Source organism: Fluctibacter corallii (genome assembly GCF_025751585.1).
Lineage (GTDB): Bacteria > Pseudomonadota > Gammaproteobacteria > Enterobacterales > Alteromonadaceae > Fluctibacter_A > Fluctibacter_A corallii.
Window position 1 is genome coordinate 65,196 of record NZ_JAOWKX010000002.1, and the last position, 16,147, is coordinate 81,342.

The following is a 16,147-nucleotide window of genomic DNA, read 5'->3' on the forward strand; positions in this document are numbered from 1 at the left end:
CCAAGCACTTCAACAAATGGGGTGAGTGAAGTGCTTGGTGATTTCAAAATGCTAAAATACTGTGTCTGCAACTAAAATACAAAGTCGATACCAATGCTGGCAATAGTGGCATCACCATCGCCATCCCCGCCATTCTCAACACGGGCAGGTTGATACACTGGGTTAGGGTCGCCAGTGAAAGGGTTGTAGCCCGTATCATCAAACTTACTGATATCAAACTTCAGAGCCACATTGGTATCAAAATCCCAACGTAACCCAACAGACTGAGTATCGTGGGATTCCCAAGGCAAATCCAAATCAAATTTTGAGTACAACACATAAGCTTGCACTGTGCCGAACGTATAGGTCAGGCTGCCAAAGTAAGATTTATAGAATGGTTTATATTTGTTGTATTCAAGGAATATTCCCAAATCGCCAAATGTGGCGTTTACAGACGCATCGAAAAATGAGATGTCATACTCTGTATCAAACGCCACTAAACTGTTGCCATCGCTATCCGTCAGTCCTGTCGAGCTAGGATATAAAATAGCGTCAGGCAGGCCGAGTACATTCTGGGCAACAAAGTTGGATAAGTGTCGCGTTTCTAGCATTTCAGCTTCAACGTAAGAGCTGCGAAGCACGATACCGCCTAAATCAAGGTTGGCAACGATACCGATGATATCGCTGAAATCGCGATCTATCCGCTCAGGAAATAAGTAGCTCATGAGCTCGTCATCATCGTTGGTTTGGTTACCGTACGAAAAGGTCAGACCCAGCGTACTTTCACCAATATAAAAATTATGAGAATAACGCGCACCGTTATAATTGATTAAATCTAACGAGTAGGTGTCTGATGGAATGCGAATCCATGGGTAGGCGTAGCCCACATCCATATACTCAGAAAAATGATAGACAGGCACGCGAAGTCGACCGGCTTGTAACGTACCCTCGTTGCTGACATTGTAGGTTAGGTACGCCCAAGCAATTTCAGGATCGTAATCGTTGGCGCCTCTAAGCATAATTTGCGTAGTAGCAGAAAAGCGTTCGCTGATATTTCCCATCATTTGAATACCTAGCCTGCTTTCAGGGCTAAAGCTGATACTGTCATCTTCATCGTATGTGCCTAAATTGGGATATTCTGCGATATAACCTGGGCCATCTATTACAGAGGCTGCGACGACCGAACCAAATCCGTGTATTCTAATCGAATCCATATCGACAGCGTTTGCAGCACCTGAAATCAATGCCAGACTGATGCATGCGGTGATTTTATTCATTGTGATTCAACCGTTTGAGTGAACTTACATCACTAAAAATAGTTCACTCACAAGGTTTTGCACGAAATAACAAAAAAAAATCGTCTCTCTACAATGTATTAACTAAATCTAGCATCAATTTGACGCTGTTTAACCTAATAACGTGTGATTGGTCACAGTTACGATACCTGTTCCAATATACCGCGAACACGATGATAGCGCGCTTCTTGCTCTTCGGTGAGGGTGCCATTTTCAATGGTTTCGATACACGCCTTTATTAAGCGGTGTGAAGGCGGATGAGTATCATCATTGCTGCTTTCTTTAGAGAGAGTTTGCAGTAGATTTAGTGCAATAGCGGGGTTTTTAGGCATCACCGTAAAGGCTTGGCGGAAGGTGACAAGTGCGTTTTCGATGTCGCCTTTCTCGAACAGTTCGACCGCTTTATTGTTCAGCGCTTTAGGTGGGAGTTTGATATCTTCACGCTCTTTCTTCTCTTGTTGCAAGTATTGCATAAACAAGCTGCCTTGTTTTTCGTCCCGCACGCAACGTTGCTCTATTTTGTCCATGATATTGGCAGAACGTTCAAACCAACCCAGTTCATGAAAGGCTTTGGCTTTATCAAGCAACGCTTCTAAGCTGTCAGTTTCCCAATTTTCCTCTTCAAGTTGCTCAAGAAGGGCTTTTGCGTTTTCTTTCTCGTCTTGTAGATAAAGCAATCTGGCGTTAATGACTTTCATTTGTTCATGTAACTCTGCCTTGGGAAATGCTGCCTTAAACTGCTTAACATATTCATTCGCCTGTTTTATTAATCTGTCTGTTTCATCGTCTTCGCATGTCATCGCGTAATCTATGCCAGCACGTGCGACATTGAGGTAGTTTTCTGGTAGGTCATGAATAGAATCTTTCGCGAATTTGACGATTTTCTTGGCTGCATCAAACTGAGACGCATAATCGTGGGTAATGCGCGACAGGTCGAGCGCAGTCTTGTGTCGGCGAATATTTCTAGGGGATATTTCTGTTGCCACAAGCACACATTCTAATGCTGCATTAAAGTCTTTTTGCTTAATTTGAAGTGCCGATAATAAATCATAAGCAGCCAATTGACATTCAGGCTTAAATGCAAGACGTAAAACTAGCTTTTCTGCTTGTTCATCTTCATCGAGATGAATATACGCATTCACTAACCCTAATTGCGCCCAGGTAAAGGTTTGAACATTTAAGATCGCATGGAAAAAGTCTCTGGCTTGTTCATAATGACCGCTTGCAAGTAGCAAGTCACCTTTGGTTTTTAACGCAAGCGGATAAAACTCACTGTTTTTCGGCTCGGCTAAAAATTGCTCTAATTCGGAGAGTGCTTTAGGGTACTGGCGCTTTTCCATGTAGCGATAAACACCGTTTAACGCTTTTTTCCTGCTCAGTACTTTTGATAAACGTTTATCTAAGTCATTAACAGTAAATGGTTTAGCTAAAAAGTCGTCGGGTTGAAGTTCAACAATGCTATGAACAATATCGGAAGTTGTATCTGCACTAATAAAAATGAATGCGGTGCTCGGGGGTAACTCGTTATTGTGCTTGAGTTGTTCGTAGAGATAATAGCCATCTTGATCGCGTTTCAAATTATAAGAACAGACAATCAGGTTATAGTGCTGATGGCGAATGCGCTCCAATGCCAGCTGTGCCTTATCAACATAGGTGATGTCACTGAAACCTAGCTCTTCCAGTGAGTATTTCATGTACCCTTTTGCCAGTACTTGATCATCGACAATCAGTACTTTTGTTTCTTTCGCGAGTTGTGGAATCATGTCATCTGCTGTTGGCTGCTCTAATCAGGTTATCGTAAATGCTGCTGATTAGTTAAGGACAACGTGTCTACGTTGTCCTACTAAAGCCTACTGACTTACTACTCTTGTTGGTACTTCTCAAGCTTGTTGTAAAGTGTTTTTACGCTAATCCCGAGCTGCGTAGCAGTATCAGTTTTATTGCCTTTGTTGTCTTCCAATGTTTTCAGTATGACTTGTTTTTCCAAGTCAAACAATGGTACGCCACTAGGAATATTATCTTCTTGTAGCTGTGTGTTGTCAGTATCTGAATCTGCTGTTTCTAACAAGAGGTGGCCAGGCTCTATGACTTCATCACAAAGCAAGAAAGCGCGTTCAATGGCATATTTAAGCTCACGCACGTTTCCAGGCCAACTGTGCGCGTTAATTTTTTCAATTGCGGCGGCATCAATACACTTGTTGGTTTTCTCTTCTGCGTTACGATAAGCCAAAAAGTGTCTCGCGAGCCCTTCAATATCCTTACCTCGCTTACGAAGCGGGGGAATGTGAACAGGAAACTGCGCAAGGCGGAAATATAAATCGTGACGGAAAATGTTGTCTCGAATGGCTTCTTGTGGATCGCGGTTGGTGGCAGAGACCACGCGAACGTTAGCAATTTTTACCTGATTGCTGCCCACTGGCCGGTATTCACCGGTTTCCAGCACGCGCAGAAGTTTGATTTGATGATCCAGTGGCATCTCTGTCACCTCATCCAAAAACAGTGTGCCGCCTTCTGCTTGCGAGAATACCCCTTCATGATCGCGATGTGCCCCTGTAAAGGCACCTTTAACATGCCCAAATAGTTCACTGTCAACCAGTTCTGGACTCAGTGCACCGCAGTTAATTGCTACAAACGGTTTTTCGTGGCGCTCACTAACAAGGTGAAGGGTGTTCGCCACTAACTCTTTACCACACCCGCTTTCACCGACGATAAACACGTTAACGTCAGATTGCGCGACTTTGCGAAGCAACCGATAGACTTTATGCATTGATTTGGACGAACCCACAAGTAGCCCAAACTGATCGAGATTGCTGGTAACCGCGCTGACACTTCTTGTTGTCGTGGTTTCTAAAGATGCATAGAAATCGTCGAGGGTGGTTTCAATTTGTCCAAAATCGTACGGCGTTCGAAAATGAAAGCCCGCACCAGAGAACATGATTTTATCAAGATTTTCATCTGGCGTTCCGTCACTCAAAAATAAGAACTCGATATCTGAGAAGTGAGGGGTGTTTTGTAGATCTTTAAGCCGTTTTCTGCTGGTGGCATTTACTTCGACTATCGCTAGGTGTACCGATTCGTCTAACAGTCTGGGGAATTCAGGATCTTCTGGATCCCCATACACTTTGTCGAAAGACGACAACACCTTCATGGAAGACAGCGCTTCATTTATTTTGCTGTCTCCGACACATATCACAATTCTAGGGCGCATTTTCTCATCTCTCCGAATAGGTAAGGAGGTGAACTTACATTGACCGTAAGCGCTAAACTAAAAGTGCTGATGGGTTAACGTGGTTCAGAACCGTCCGTTGCTTTATAAGACCACTGTAGTGACTAAGTATAGTCAGAATTTATTGTAACCTTTATATGTAAAAGTTACCTGTTTAAGATCACTTTTCAGCGCGCCTTTATACATTTATATAATAAATTTAACAAGTTAGCGCTTGGTATAATTTTTGAATCACTATTAATTGGTAATAGAGGAGTTCAAGTATGTGTGCTTCAAAAATTGTTGATTTTCCCGAGCAAAATAAATCGCCGCCTACGGCAATACGCCGTTTAATTGAGGTGTTCCAAGCAACTGGTTTGCTTTACAAGGCAATTGCATCAAAAGTTGATGACTACAATTTACGTAAAATGTGCGCAGAACAAGTACGTTTGCGATCAAAGTTTGTTTCTGAGTTGGGTGACTATGAAGAGCAGGTGAGTCACTCAGATTATCCGGTAGTAGAGGATGCAGAAAAACTGCAACAGTGCTATACGCAATTAGAGCCTAATACAGACAACGTTGAGGAAGGTTTACTCCGACGCAATCTAGTTGACGCTGAACGCTCTTGCGTCGGCGTACTCAGAGATATGATTCCAAAGGTAACAGATTCTCGGTTAAAACAATCGCTGGCGGGCATCGTCGCGCAAATGCAAATAGCATTGGATCGCTTCAATAAAACCTCCACTCGTAGCACCGCATAACGCGCGGTGCTTATCTGTTAATTTTACGGAATTATTTATGACCCAAGATCTTTCTAAATACCTTGATGCATTGCAGTCGCGCTATAAAAATCAAAAAGAATTTCTTCAGGCGGTCGAAGAAGTGTACCAAGACATTAAACCGATGATAAAGGACAACAAACATTATCAGGAGAAGCGTGTATTTGAGCGTTTAACGGAACCTGACCGCATCATCACGTTTCGAGTTGAATGGTTAGATGAAGACAATCAGGTACATATTAACCGTGGATGGCGTGTTCAGCATTCTAACCTCATTGGTCCTTATAAAGGCGGGCTTCGATTTCATCCCACCGTGAATGAATCTATTTTGAAGTTCCTCGCATTTGAACAGTGTTTTAAAAATGCATTAACAGGGTTGCCGATGGGCGGAGGAAAAGGCGGCGCTGATTTCGACCCAAAAGGGAAAAGTGATATCGATATCATGCGCTTTTGTCAGGCCTATATGATGGAATTGCAGCGTCACATTGGTGCGAAGACAGATGTTCCCGCAGGCGATATAAATGTTGGCAATCGTGAAATTGGCTATCTGTATGGTCAGTACAAAAAGATTCAAAATCAATTTGAAGGGGTGCTGACAGGTAAAGACATTGAGTTTGGGGGCAGTCACGTAAGAACAGAGGCGACAGGTTATGGGCTTGTTTATTTTCTCATTGCCATGCTTGAGCAACATGATAAATCCCTGGAAGGTATGCGTGTTGCTATTTCGGGAGCGGGAAATGTAGCGATTCATGCAGCATTAAAAGCCATTGAGCGAGGGGCAAAAGTTATCTCTTTGTCAAACAGTAAAGGCGTTTTGGTGTGTGAAGAAGGATTCAGTGAAGAGAGTGTTAAAAAAATACTGGCGCGACGTGGCGACAGTGATAACGCGTTAAAAGATGTGCATGAAGACATTAATGGAAAATGGCAGGACGATGAAACACCTTGGCATCTAACCTGTGATGTTGCGATGCCGTGTGCAACACAAAATGAGTTGAATGAAGATGACGCTAAATCTTTGATTGACAATGGGTGTCTGTGTATCGCTGAAGGCGCCAACATGCCATGTACGAGTCAAGCTATTGAATTAATTCAAAAAGAAAAAGTACTTTACTCCCCTGGAAAAGCATCGAATGCAGGCGGCGTCGCGTTATCAGGATTAGAAATGTCGCAGAATGCGTCTTTCCAGCGTAAAGAATTTGATGTGCTAAATGAGCAACTTAGAGAAATCATGACTACTATTCATGATAGATGTGTCAACTATGGTGAAGAAAGTGATGGACATATTAATTACGTTAAAGGTGCAAATATGGCGAGTTTTGAACGATTGGCAAACGCTATGATTGCGCTGGGTATCTAATTGGCATCACGCAAACTTGGAGATAAAAAGATGGAAAAGCGTAATAGCAAAATAATGATGTATGTACTTTTTTTACTGGCTGGTTTTTCGCTGGCAGGCTGCGCAACAGTAGAAGGGATTGGTAAAGACGTGGAGAGTGCTGGAGAGGCGGTACAAGATGCGGCTGACGGCGATTAATTACTGAAATATATGAAAAAGCGTGTTTAGGCACGCTTTTTTTATGTCTGTGAAAATATTATCAACACACCTTGTAGAAATTTCTGAACTTGCGCTATAACAAAAGAATAAGGAATCATCTGAAATTTACAAACTTTATATAAAACAAGAGTTTACGTTGTTTCTTGATTGTTGGCACGGACTTAGCATTACTCTAGGTGAAGGTTATACAGTCTGAAAATCAGGAGAAGGCTATGTTGAGTTGGGCATTAGTATTTTTTGTAATCGCAATAATTGCAGCTTTATTCGGTTTTGGTGGTATCGCAGGAGCAGCAGCAGGAATTGCAAAGATTATCTTTTTTGTGTTTCTCGTTTTATTGGTAATTTCTTTAATCGCTGGAGCACTTCGTGGCAAATCGCCGCATGTTTAATTGAAAAGGAAAAATAGGAATATAACTATGAAAATTAATTTTAAATTGTTCGCACAAACATTGTTGGCTTTACCATTACTTTTTGCTTTGGGCGCTTGTGGTGATGATGGCGCTGAAGAAGTGGGTGAAAAAGTAGATGAAATGGTCACTGATACCGGAAATGCCATTGAAGATGCATGTGAAGATGTTAAAGATGGTGTAGGTGCAGAAGATAAAGATTGCTAATACGTATCTTTCTTAGAAAAGGAGCCTTATGGCTCCTTTTTTATTTTGGGCTCCAAATTTTCTAGTTTCGTCGCCAATTCTCTTCTAATTAGATTAATGTACGCTTCTGAGCCTGTTACCTAGTTTTAATGTGAGTTTCTTTTCTAGCAGGGTGACGAGATTATCATTGTTGTGCTACCTATGTTAGCGAGTTAATTCTATTGAGAATCTGGACTTGTATTACTCCTCTGCATTCCCGCCATAAGCGACCGAAAAATTTTCTTTTCAGGGCAATATAAACGCATTTGTTTACATTTGTTGGCGGTTAAAGAATGTTTATTATTAAAATAATAAGCATTCCTTACTTCTAACTTAAGTTTTGAGATTAAAATAATAAAACTGCTTTAAGGATGTTTATTAATATTAGTGTGAATTAATTACATGATAGTTTGAGAAATTGGCAAAAAATTACATAATACTTTTTTATTTTTGTTGGAGTGGGTTGTATAAGTTCAATAAAAACAGTGTTTTGCGACTTTGGCACGGTGTTAGCATTAGTTAAAGTGAGTTAATAATATGAGGATGAATTTATGAAACGTTCAATGACTTTAATTTCACTTGCAGTAGCTTTAGGTTTGGCTTCTTCTTCAGTTTATGCCGATAATTCTTGGGAGAAAGAGGCAAAAGATGCGTGGATAGATGGCAAAGCTGAAGCTACTCTTCTTTTCAATGGAAATTTAGATTCATTTGATATTAATACTGATGTTAAAAATGGTGAAGTACGTTTAACGGGTCAAGTTGAAAGTGATGTTGAAAAAGAGTTGGCAGAAGAATTAATCGTAAGTATCGATGGTGTGACATCAGTAGATAATCGCTTGTCAGTTGCGAGTGATGACGAAGATAATACGAGCGAGTTCATGCAAGACCTTAGCGACCAAAAAGTAGAAACGGTAGTGAAAACACGTTTACTGTTTGAAAGCGAGGTGTCTGGTTCAGATATCGAAGTGGAAGCGGAGAATGGTATTGTAACGCTGAAAGGTGAAGTAGACAGCGATGCAGAGCGAGATCTGGCCGTCACCATCGCTAAAAATACTGATGACGTTTCTAAGGTCGTTGATAAATTATCTGTAACCGGATAACCCTCTAAGTTTATATCTCACACTTCTCCCCTAGTGAGTCGGGCCAGCGTTAGCTGGCCTTTTTTGTGCAGATTACTTAAACGCTGCTTTTACTGTGCTACCGCCATTAATACATCCATTGTGTTGCCTTGGGCGTTTATCGAAAATGGCGTGGTGAGTGTAATATGAGTAAACCCTGCTGCAGATAAATGGGAATGAAGCGCTTCTTTAGTGAACCCCATGCCACCACTGTCATTCGTTGCATTTAACCAGTCCCACTGCACATACACACCGTTACTGTCTAGGAGTGATTTAATTAGATTCAAAGTTTCACTAACATTGGGCACAAAAGCCATTGCTGAAGAGGCGACAATCAGATCAAATTTATTCTTAAGTAGCGTATTGTCGTTAATCAGTGACGTTGTTAAAGCGGTAGGAAAAGTGGTGACATTACTTAGGCACTTACTTTCAAGCACCTCTATCATTTTATCTGCTGGATCTAGCGCAACGATGTAATGGGCATCTGGTGCCATTTTTTCCGTTAATAACCCAGTACCACAACCAAAGTCCAGAATTCGGCTTTGTTTTATGGCAACTGTTTGCTTGAGTGATGCAAAGGCGTTTTCAGCATAGCGAATGACATCGCTATTCGTGTCCCAGCCAGAGGCGAAGTCGTTCCATGTGTCAGACATGCTAACTATCTCTATAACGTTTTCTGGGAATATAACACAGTAATAAGAGCATTTATGCCATCAATAACGTTGCTAATTGGTTATGCGCTTATTGTCCATAAATAACGTGGGATCATCTAAAATGGTCTCTGCTTTTATCAATAGCTCCATAAGTGATTCGCTACAGAAAAACTTGTGCTCTAAGCCGTGTTGCTCAAGAGAGTGTGCGAATATTTTGGCAGAGGTGGTCGTGGTAAGCACCAATAGTGCGGCACATGTACCGTGCAAAGCTTGATTCAAAAGATCTACAGCGGTTTCGGCCCCTTCTGGCGTGATACCTTTGGATTTGTCTGGAATCGAGATCAGTACCCAACGTTCCAGCCCGTTGGAGACGAGTGCAATATTTTTAACGCATTGCTCTACATCTTTTTCATCGTATAGGTTACTACCCACTTCGAAAATCACATTATCCTTTCGAAATACGCGTGATTCAGGCCGGATTGATTGCATAGTTCACCTAGGTATTGTGTCTTATCTTTCAGTGTAGCCTTTAGCCTATAAACGGCAAAGAGAAGGAGTGATGAGATGACACAAACCTGTGACAAAGGTTACTCATTTGCAAGGGAAGGGAGTATACGTCGAAATGAATGCTTAGGTGTGAGACGTGATAAGAGACAGAATAAGAGGCAGAATGCTCACTCTGCCTCTCTATTAGTATTTAAAAACGGTGAACCCACGAAAGTGTGAGGTTTTCAGAACCAGGATTGCGCTCTCCCGTTCCTGCATTGGAGACATGACCGAATTCCAGTCTAGCACTGTTTACATTGGAAAATCGGTAATCAGCGTAAACTTTTGAGAAAAATTCAAGCTCGTTACCCAGTCGTCTCTCTTCTTCGACAAAGCCAATATGGGTCGCAATTCCAAACGCAAACTGTTCGGTTTCCCAGAGATCTTTTGAAATACCTAAGGCATAGTAGCGTTGGCCTTTGTCGGCGATCACGGCAAGCGCGATAAGCCGTGTGTCGTAAAAACTCGAAAGCTCGTTTGATTCTACACTTAGGTGTAATCCTTCTCGGTCAGCTGACTCTAAAATACGCCACATTCCCACACCGACTACGCCGTTTTCTATGTAAAAATCTGCTTTTGCGTTGGATTGCAATAAAATAGAAAGTGCAATGAACGTGATAACTGCTATGTATTTCATTTATTTACCTCTTTGATTAATAGCTAGAATTTAGAATTTTTTTAAGCTGAAAGCGCTATATGAGCCCAAAAACATGATTTAGCACTAAATAGACTGATGCAATTTGTACGCATAGCGCGATGAGTATGGCGATACCGTCTTTTGTCGCCAGCCCTAAGGAGGCGAACAAAATAGCGGAGGCGGGAACCGCAGCAAAAAACGGTACGACTTCCAACGGAATCATCAATAGTCCTGTAAGCCCACAACACAAGGCTATAATGCGATTAACAGGAAACTCACTTAGACTTTGTAAGCGTTGATGTAAAACTCGGTCAATAACCTGACTCGTTTTGGTAAATGAATCTAAGGCGCTGTCGAGTTTTTGCTGGGAAATTTCAATCGATGTAATACGATCGGGTAACCAAGGATGTTTTCGTCCCCACGTCACTTGCATGGAGATTAGAAAAATGAGTATGCCGCAAAGACTGGGAATGCCAGGAATCGCCCCTGTTGGGAGAATCGCAATCAACGCTGGCACCATAAGCATGGGGCCGAACCCGCGACTCTCAAGTTGCTCGACCAAATCGCCGAGCGTGGTAGTGCGCTGATTAGTGCTTTGACTTAGCTGATGAAGCACGTCTGACAACGTCGTAGAACTCATAACCTGTTCTCAGTGCTTATTATTCGGCAGCTTCACTGTCATCACCTTCAGCATCATTGGCTGAAGTCTCAGGCGCATCGTCTTTATTCGAAGACTGGGATTGATTGCGATTCTCTTTTTGGTAATCGTTTAAGATACCGTCTAGCTCGCGCCCGCCTTTTGCACCAAAGTCGATAGTTCTGATAGGGAATGGAATAAGAATATCGTTCTCTTCCAAAATTGATTTAATCTTACATACTGCTGTGTGTCTGGCTTGCATAAAGCCGGTTTCGCCAGGGTAATCAATCCAGAACCACACCAATAAATTTACACTGCTGTCTCCGAAACTCTCGGCATAGACAGCGGTTTCTTCTTTTCTTACAACAAAATCTAGGGAGTTGAGTCCGTCCACCAAGATTTTTTCGGCTTTTTCAGGATCGTCGGCATACGAGATACCAACAGGCACCTCAATTCGGCGCACACCATAATGGGAATAGTTGACCAGTACGTTTTGGAACAAAGTTTTGTTTGGAACAATCGTCAGTTGACCGTAAAAGGTTTCTATTAGGGTGTTGCGCAGGTTAATGCGTTCTACTTTTCCAAATACATCATCAGATTTGATGATATCGCCGATTTGAAAAGGCTTTCTGACGCCCATTGTCATACCTGCGATAAGGTTTTCGGTCATATCTTGGAATGCAAAACCAATGGCAAGGCCAATGATTCCCGCCCCAGCCAGTAATGAGGTAACCGTTCCACGTAACCCTAGAAAATCGAGAGCAATGAATATCCCTGCGGCAAGCACCAGTATCTTAAAGATAGCAGAAAGTAGATCTGCAATTTGTTTTGACTCTAACGTGCGATACAGCACCCGTTTGAGGGCGCTACTGGAGACGCGAGCAATAAAAGCAAAGATAAGCGCAATGACAATAGCAACTATCATATTTGGGAGATGGCTGATACCTGCCTCTACCCAAGTTGATAATTTTTCGTTTATTAATTTCCAGAACTTATCAAATGCTTCGATTTCCATATGTTACTCCAGTGAGAGGGAAGGGAAGTGCGATTATCGAAATGTATAGCGGGACGTCAGACGTCGCGCCCCGCACATATCTGTCGTAATGCTTAGCGAGTTAATTCATTGAATGCTTTTTTCGCTTTATCTCGACTCATACCGTATTTTTCTTGCATTGTGCCGTAAAAGTTTTCGAACTTACCTTCCATACGGTCAATGTCACTGTCGGTGAGTTTTCCATAACGCTCTTTAATTTCTCCTCGTAACTGCTTCCAACGGCCTTCTGCGATATCGTCGTTCATTTGTAATCTCCTTGCGGTTACATGAAAAGACAGCTCAAAAGTAAGCTGCCCAACAAGTATAGCCAGAAATATGCCATATGCTAAAAGTGATAAAATTCAATAGGTTAGGTTTTTGTTAGAATGAAGAAAAGGGATGAGCTAGAAGAAATTACACGCAGTAAATGAAAACTTTTCCGGCGAAAAACTTTTACGTAGAGATAACGTGATGATATTTATAGAAATATAGAATGGTGGACGGTACTGGGCTTGAACCAGTGACCCCCGCCTTGTAAGGGCGGTGCTCTCCCAACTGAGCTAACCGTCCAGAATATTCGGTACAGTAAAGTGGTGGACGGTACTGGGCTTGAACCAGTGACCCCCGCCTTGTAAGGGCGGTGCTCTCCCAACTGAGCTAACCGTCCAGAATATCTGGTGCAGCTAAAGTGGTGGACGGTACTGGGCTTGAACCAGTGACCCCCGCCTTGTAAGGGCGGTGCTCTCCCAACTGAGCTAACCGTCCGACTTTAGTCTGACATGAAAAGAAAAATGGTGGACGGTACTGGGCTTGAACCAGTGACCCCCGCCTTGTAAGGGCGGTGCTCTCCCAACTGAGCTAACCGTCCATTTCTCTTTTCTACCTTGCAAGCAGTGTTGCTTGGTAAGTGGGGCGCTATTATAGGTGCGAAGTTTTAACTGTCAACCTCATTTTTAATTAAAATGTTTAAACGCCCAAATCCTCATCAATTTTAATAAAAAATATTCAAAACGGATGTGATTTATACCGTTAAGCGCGTGCGTTGTTAGCTTTGTATGTGAAGTATTGCGCTTCATTACCTTAAAGAGCTTACTTAGACAACGTATTTGGCTTGATTAACTTTCTATGAAAAGCAGATTAGTTTGGACTCTATGCTTACCCTTGATTAAAATGCATCAAAAATTAATTCTAAAGAGAAAACTATGACTTCAGTGACTCGATTTGCGCCAAGCCCGACCGGCTATCTTCACGTAGGTGGGGCGCGTACCGCACTCTATTCTTGGCTTTACGCGAAAAGTAAAGGTGGCGAATTTGTTTTACGTATAGAAGACACAGACATCGAGCGTTCTACTCAGTCTGCAATTGATGCCATTCTTGAGGGAATGGCGTGGTTAGGACTTGATTGGGACAAAGGGCCTTATTATCAAACTAAGCGATTTGATCGATATAAGGAACTGATCCAGCAATTGTTAGACGAAGGAAAAGCGTATAAGTGCTTTATGTCGTCAGAAGAATTAGATGCTATTCGCGAAAAGCAAATGGCAAACGGCGAGAAGCCCCGCTACCCAGGCACATGGCGTGATCGCACTGATCATCCTGAAGGGCAACCTTTTGTGATTCGTTTTAAAAACCCTTTATCGGGCTCTGTCACGATTAAAGATCATATCCGCGGCGATGTCGTCATTGCAAATAGTGAATTAGACGATCTGATTATTCAACGTTCAGACGGCACCCCTACGTATAATTTCTGTGTCGTGGTAGATGATTGGGATATGGGAATTACCCATGTTATTCGTGGCGAAGATCATTTAAACAACACGCCTCGACAAATTAATATACTTGAAGCATTAGGCGCACCTGTGCCGGAATATGCGCACGTATCAATGATACTGGGCGATGACGGTAAAAAACTGTCGAAGCGCCACGGTGCTGTTAGTGTTATGCAATACCGCGACGACGGCTACCTTCCGCAAGCATTGCTTAACTACTTAGTGCGTTTAGGATGGTCTCATGGTGATCAGGAGATTTTCTCTAAAGAAGAAATGATAGAGCTGTTTAGTTTAGGTGCGATAGGGCAGAGCGCATCTGCATTTAATACTGAAAAGCTTATTTGGTTGAATCAGCACTATATTAAGTCGTTGCCAGAAGCAGAAGTTGCGGAACATGCGAAATGGCATTTTGAACAACAAAATATCAGTCTTGCTAATGGCCCTGCATTAGAAGAGGTGATTCGTATTCAAGCAGATCGTGTTAAAACGTTAAAAGAGATGGCTGAAATTAGCCGCTACTTTTATGAAGAATACGATGCCTTTGACGAAAAAGCCGCTAAGAAACACTTACGTGGCGTTGCAAAAGAGCCGCTTACATTGGTGCAAGAGAAGTTAGCTAATATTTCTGATTGGAATCCTGAGTCTATTCAGGCAGCGATTAATGGAACCGCAGAAGAGTTAGAGGTAGGCATGGGCAAAGTTGGCATGCCACTTCGTGTGGCGGTGACAGGATCAGGGAATTCTCCATCACTTGATATTACCCTTAATTTGCTAAATAAAGAGCAAGTCGTTCAGCGAATAGACAAAGCGCTCAAATATATAGCAAACAGAGAAAATTCTTAAAAAAATGTTTGACATAAAAAGGTCACATGCCTAGAATGCGCCCCGCTGTCACGGAACAGCACTGAGAAATCAGAACTGTTGCGTAACGGGGCCATAGCTCAGCTGGGAGAGCGCTTGCATGGCATGCAAGAGGTCGGCGGTTCGATCCCGCCTGGCTCCACCAAAATCGGGTCCCCTTCGTCTAGAGGCCTAGGACACCGCCCTTTCACGGCGGTAACAGGGGTTCGAATCCCCTAGGGGACGCCATCTTATTGGTTAGTCTTTCTAAGACGCGATTTTGGATATGTACATAACGGTGGTTACTGTCGTTATGGTTCTAGGTAAAACGGATACTTATATGGTATCTAGTTTGCAAGAATCTGAAATAAAGACACGTTGTCTTTATTTTGTAAAAGGTTTTTGTCCCCTTCGTCTAGAGGCCTAGGACACCGCCCTTTCACGGCGGTAACAGGGGTTCGAATCCCCTAGGGGACGCCATTTACATCGCGTCGCAGTCGATTAATACTGTGAAATAGGCTGAAGCATAAAACAATGCTTCGGACTTAAAATCTAGAAAGTACTGCTTTCATTCACGATTTTTAGTCCCCTTCGTCTAGAGGCCTAGGACACCGCCCTTTCACGGCGGTAACAGGGGTTCGAATCCCCTAGGGGACGCCATTTACATCGCGTCACAGTCGATTAATACTGTGAAATAGGCTGAAGCATAAAACAATGCTTCGGACTTAAAATCTAGAAAGCACTGCTTTCATTCACGATTTTTAGTCCCCTTCGTCTAGAGGCCTAGGACACCGCCCTTTCACGGCGGTAACAGGGGTTCGAATCCCCTAGGGGACGCCAAATAAACAAGCCTCACTCGAAAGAGTGGGGCTTGTTTATTTTGTTGTATTCCATGAGAAATGAGAAGCCCTTAGGTTCGACCAACCTTTCCGGTAGGAAAGTTGGAACGTTGCTTTAGCAACGGCCCGAAGGGTGAGGTGCGCAGCGCCGAATAATCCCCTAGGGGACGCCAAATAAACAAGCCTCACTCGAAAGAGTGGGGCTTTTTTATTTGTTGTATTCCATGAGAAATGAGAAGCCCTTAGGTTCGACCAACCTTTCCGATAGGAAAGTTGGAACGTTGCTTTAGCAACGGCCCGAAGGGTGAGGTGCGCAGCGCCGAATAATCCCCTAGGGGACGCCAAATAAACAAGCCTCACTCGAAAGAGTGGGGCTTTTTTATTTTGATGTATTCCATGAGAAATAAGAAGCCCTCAGGTTCGACCAACCTTTCCGATAGGAAAGTTGGAACGTTGCTTTAGCAACGGCCCGAAGGGTGAGGTGCGCAGCGCCGAATAAGCCCCTAGGCGTTTCGTTTTATCGTTTTTCTAAACGTTGAGCCGCCGTCTGGATTTCACCCCCATTTGCGCTTTGACAAGGAATGGCTTGGCCTTCTTGGGGATAATTCGCGTGTCTGTTACTTAAAGCAA

Annotated in this window: 16 protein-coding genes, 9 tRNA genes and 2 other RNA genes; 14 read left to right on the plus strand and 13 right to left on the minus strand. The window is 42.8% G+C overall.

Translation table 11 applies throughout. The features are described from left to right. Positions 1 to 71: 71 nt before the first annotated feature. From OE749_RS03790 to OE749_RS03800, 3 genes are all read right to left on the minus strand, one after another. The gene (locus OE749_RS03790; protein ID WP_263711036.1) at positions 72 to 1,256 is read right to left on the minus strand and encodes a porin; all 1,185 of its coding nucleotides are present in this window, start codon (positions 1,254 to 1,256) and stop codon (positions 72 to 74) included. Between the two features lie 158 nt (positions 1,257 to 1,414). Then, positions 1,415 to 3,037: a tetratricopeptide repeat-containing response regulator gene (locus OE749_RS03795; protein WP_263711037.1), complete on the minus strand. Its 1,623-nt coding sequence runs from the start codon at positions 3,035 to 3,037 to the stop codon at positions 1,415 to 1,417. A 98-nt stretch (positions 3,038 to 3,135) separates the two neighbouring features. Further along, positions 3,136 to 4,482 carry a sigma-54 interaction domain-containing protein gene (locus OE749_RS03800; protein ID WP_263711038.1) on the minus strand — a complete coding sequence of 449 codons (1,347 nt, stop codon included), beginning with the start codon at positions 4,480 to 4,482 and terminating at the stop codon, positions 3,136 to 3,138. A gap of 281 nt (positions 4,483 to 4,763) precedes the next feature. Between OE749_RS03800 and OE749_RS03805 the strand changes: the two genes are divergently transcribed. From OE749_RS03805 to OE749_RS03830, 6 genes are all read left to right on the plus strand, one after another. Further along, positions 4,764 to 5,240, plus strand: coding sequence for a hypothetical protein (locus OE749_RS03805; RefSeq protein ID WP_263711039.1), 477 nt, complete (start codon positions 4,764 to 4,766; stop codon positions 5,238 to 5,240). Between the two features lie 37 nt (positions 5,241 to 5,277). Then, positions 5,278 to 6,615 (plus strand): NADP-specific glutamate dehydrogenase, encoded by a 1,338-nt coding sequence (gene gdhA, locus OE749_RS03810; protein ID WP_263711040.1) that lies wholly within the window; start codon positions 5,278 to 5,280, stop codon positions 6,613 to 6,615. 54 nt (positions 6,616 to 6,669) lie between these two features. Beyond that, positions 6,670 to 6,792 carry an entericidin A/B family lipoprotein gene (locus OE749_RS03815; RefSeq protein WP_404828132.1) on the plus strand — a complete coding sequence of 41 codons (123 nt, stop codon included), beginning with the start codon at positions 6,670 to 6,672 and terminating at the stop codon, positions 6,790 to 6,792. A 233-nt stretch (positions 6,793 to 7,025) separates the two neighbouring features. Then, positions 7,026 to 7,202: a DUF1328 domain-containing protein gene (locus OE749_RS03820; protein ID WP_263711042.1), complete on the plus strand. Its 177-nt coding sequence runs from the start codon at positions 7,026 to 7,028 to the stop codon at positions 7,200 to 7,202. Between the two features lie 27 nt (positions 7,203 to 7,229). Further along, positions 7,230 to 7,427, plus strand: coding sequence for a hypothetical protein (locus OE749_RS03825; RefSeq protein WP_263711043.1), 198 nt, complete (start codon positions 7,230 to 7,232; stop codon positions 7,425 to 7,427). 569 nt (positions 7,428 to 7,996) lie between these two features. Further along, positions 7,997 to 8,545, plus strand: coding sequence for a BON domain-containing protein (locus OE749_RS03830; RefSeq protein ID WP_263711044.1), 549 nt, complete (start codon positions 7,997 to 7,999; stop codon positions 8,543 to 8,545). A gap of 89 nt (positions 8,546 to 8,634) precedes the next feature. On the opposite strand, the gene OE749_RS03835 is transcribed toward OE749_RS03830, so the two are convergent. The 10 genes from OE749_RS03835 to OE749_RS03880 form a co-directional block, all read right to left on the minus strand. After that, entirely contained in the window at positions 8,635 to 9,216 is a 582-nt protein-coding gene (locus tag OE749_RS03835; protein WP_263711045.1) for a class I SAM-dependent DNA methyltransferase, read from the minus strand. Positions 9,217 to 9,288: 72 nt separating this feature from the next. Beyond that, entirely contained in the window at positions 9,289 to 9,705 is a 417-nt protein-coding gene (locus tag OE749_RS03840; RefSeq protein ID WP_263711046.1) for a hypothetical protein, read from the minus strand. 208 nt (positions 9,706 to 9,913) lie between these two features. Continuing rightward, positions 9,914 to 10,399 (minus strand): acyloxyacyl hydrolase, encoded by a 486-nt coding sequence (locus tag OE749_RS03845; protein WP_263711047.1) that lies wholly within the window; start codon positions 10,397 to 10,399, stop codon positions 9,914 to 9,916. Positions 10,400 to 10,454: 55 nt separating this feature from the next. Further along, on the minus strand, positions 10,455 to 11,039 hold the full coding sequence (locus OE749_RS03850) for an exopolysaccharide biosynthesis protein (RefSeq protein ID WP_263711048.1): 585 nt from the start codon (positions 11,037 to 11,039) through the stop codon (positions 10,455 to 10,457). A 19-nt stretch (positions 11,040 to 11,058) separates the two neighbouring features. Continuing rightward, entirely contained in the window at positions 11,059 to 12,051 is a 993-nt protein-coding gene (locus OE749_RS03855; RefSeq protein ID WP_263711049.1) for a mechanosensitive ion channel family protein, read from the minus strand. A gap of 92 nt (positions 12,052 to 12,143) precedes the next feature. Continuing rightward, positions 12,144 to 12,335, minus strand: coding sequence for a CsbD family protein (locus tag OE749_RS03860; protein ID WP_263711050.1), 192 nt, complete (start codon positions 12,333 to 12,335; stop codon positions 12,144 to 12,146). Positions 12,336 to 12,563: 228 nt separating this feature from the next. Beyond that, a tRNA-Val gene (locus OE749_RS03865) sits at positions 12,564 to 12,639 on the minus strand. Between the two features lie 21 nt (positions 12,640 to 12,660). Next, positions 12,661 to 12,736, minus strand: a tRNA-Val gene (locus OE749_RS03870). A gap of 22 nt (positions 12,737 to 12,758) precedes the next feature. After that, a tRNA-Val gene (locus tag OE749_RS03875) sits at positions 12,759 to 12,834 on the minus strand. A gap of 27 nt (positions 12,835 to 12,861) precedes the next feature. Beyond that, positions 12,862 to 12,937 (minus strand) — tRNA-Val (locus OE749_RS03880). 334 nt (positions 12,938 to 13,271) lie between these two features. Here OE749_RS03880 and gltX point away from each other — a divergent pair. From gltX to OE749_RS03920, 8 genes are all read left to right on the plus strand, one after another. After that, positions 13,272 to 14,681: a glutamate--tRNA ligase gene (gene gltX, locus OE749_RS03885; protein ID WP_263711051.1), complete on the plus strand. Its 1,410-nt coding sequence runs from the start codon at positions 13,272 to 13,274 to the stop codon at positions 14,679 to 14,681. 87 nt (positions 14,682 to 14,768) lie between these two features. Continuing rightward, positions 14,769 to 14,844: transfer RNA gene (locus tag OE749_RS03890), tRNA-Ala, on the plus strand. 7 nt (positions 14,845 to 14,851) lie between these two features. Further along, positions 14,852 to 14,927: transfer RNA gene (locus OE749_RS03895), tRNA-Glu, on the plus strand. 155 nt (positions 14,928 to 15,082) lie between these two features. Further along, positions 15,083 to 15,158 (plus strand) — tRNA-Glu (locus OE749_RS03900). A gap of 104 nt (positions 15,159 to 15,262) precedes the next feature. Then, positions 15,263 to 15,338: transfer RNA gene (locus OE749_RS03905), tRNA-Glu, on the plus strand. 104 nt (positions 15,339 to 15,442) lie between these two features. After that, positions 15,443 to 15,518, plus strand: a tRNA-Glu gene (locus OE749_RS03910). A gap of 38 nt (positions 15,519 to 15,556) precedes the next feature. Then, positions 15,557 to 15,690: non-coding RNA, RtT sRNA (locus OE749_RS03915), on the plus strand. A gap of 37 nt (positions 15,691 to 15,727) precedes the next feature. Further along, a non-coding RNA gene (locus OE749_RS03920) (RtT sRNA) lies at positions 15,728 to 15,861 on the plus strand. Positions 15,862 to 16,147: the final 286 nt, after the last annotated feature.

Excerpts from the sequence above, each read along its gene's own strand:
- OE749_RS03790 (WP_263711036.1), bottom strand. The coding sequence starts at position 1,256 with ATGAATAAAATCACCGCATGCATCAGTCTGGCATTGATTTCAGGTGCT.
- OE749_RS03795 (WP_263711037.1), bottom strand. The coding sequence starts at position 3,037 with ATGATTCCACAACTCGCGAAAGAAACAAAAGTACTGATTGTCGATGAT.
- OE749_RS03800 (WP_263711038.1), bottom strand. The coding sequence starts at position 4,482 with ATGCGCCCTAGAATTGTGATATGTGTCGGAGACAGCAAAATAAATGAA.
- OE749_RS03805 (WP_263711039.1), top strand. The coding sequence starts at position 4,764 with ATGTGTGCTTCAAAAATTGTTGATTTTCCCGAGCAAAATAAATCGCCG.
- gdhA (WP_263711040.1), top strand. The coding sequence starts at position 5,278 with ATGACCCAAGATCTTTCTAAATACCTTGATGCATTGCAGTCGCGCTAT.
- OE749_RS03815 (WP_404828132.1), top strand. The coding sequence starts at position 6,670 with ATGATGTATGTACTTTTTTTACTGGCTGGTTTTTCGCTGGCAGGCTGC.
- OE749_RS03820 (WP_263711042.1), top strand. The coding sequence starts at position 7,026 with ATGTTGAGTTGGGCATTAGTATTTTTTGTAATCGCAATAATTGCAGCT.
- OE749_RS03825 (WP_263711043.1), top strand. The coding sequence starts at position 7,230 with ATGAAAATTAATTTTAAATTGTTCGCACAAACATTGTTGGCTTTACCA.
- OE749_RS03830 (WP_263711044.1), top strand. The coding sequence starts at position 7,997 with ATGAAACGTTCAATGACTTTAATTTCACTTGCAGTAGCTTTAGGTTTG.
- OE749_RS03835 (WP_263711045.1), bottom strand. The coding sequence starts at position 9,216 with ATGTCTGACACATGGAACGACTTCGCCTCTGGCTGGGACACGAATAGC.
- OE749_RS03840 (WP_263711046.1), bottom strand. The coding sequence starts at position 9,705 with ATGCAATCAATCCGGCCTGAATCACGCGTATTTCGAAAGGATAATGTG.
- OE749_RS03845 (WP_263711047.1), bottom strand. The coding sequence starts at position 10,399 with ATGAAATACATAGCAGTTATCACGTTCATTGCACTTTCTATTTTATTG.
- OE749_RS03850 (WP_263711048.1), bottom strand. The coding sequence starts at position 11,039 with ATGAGTTCTACGACGTTGTCAGACGTGCTTCATCAGCTAAGTCAAAGC.
- OE749_RS03855 (WP_263711049.1), bottom strand. The coding sequence starts at position 12,051 with ATGGAAATCGAAGCATTTGATAAGTTCTGGAAATTAATAAACGAAAAA.
- OE749_RS03860 (WP_263711050.1), bottom strand. The coding sequence starts at position 12,335 with ATGAACGACGATATCGCAGAAGGCCGTTGGAAGCAGTTACGAGGAGAA.
- gltX (WP_263711051.1), top strand. The coding sequence starts at position 13,272 with ATGACTTCAGTGACTCGATTTGCGCCAAGCCCGACCGGCTATCTTCAC.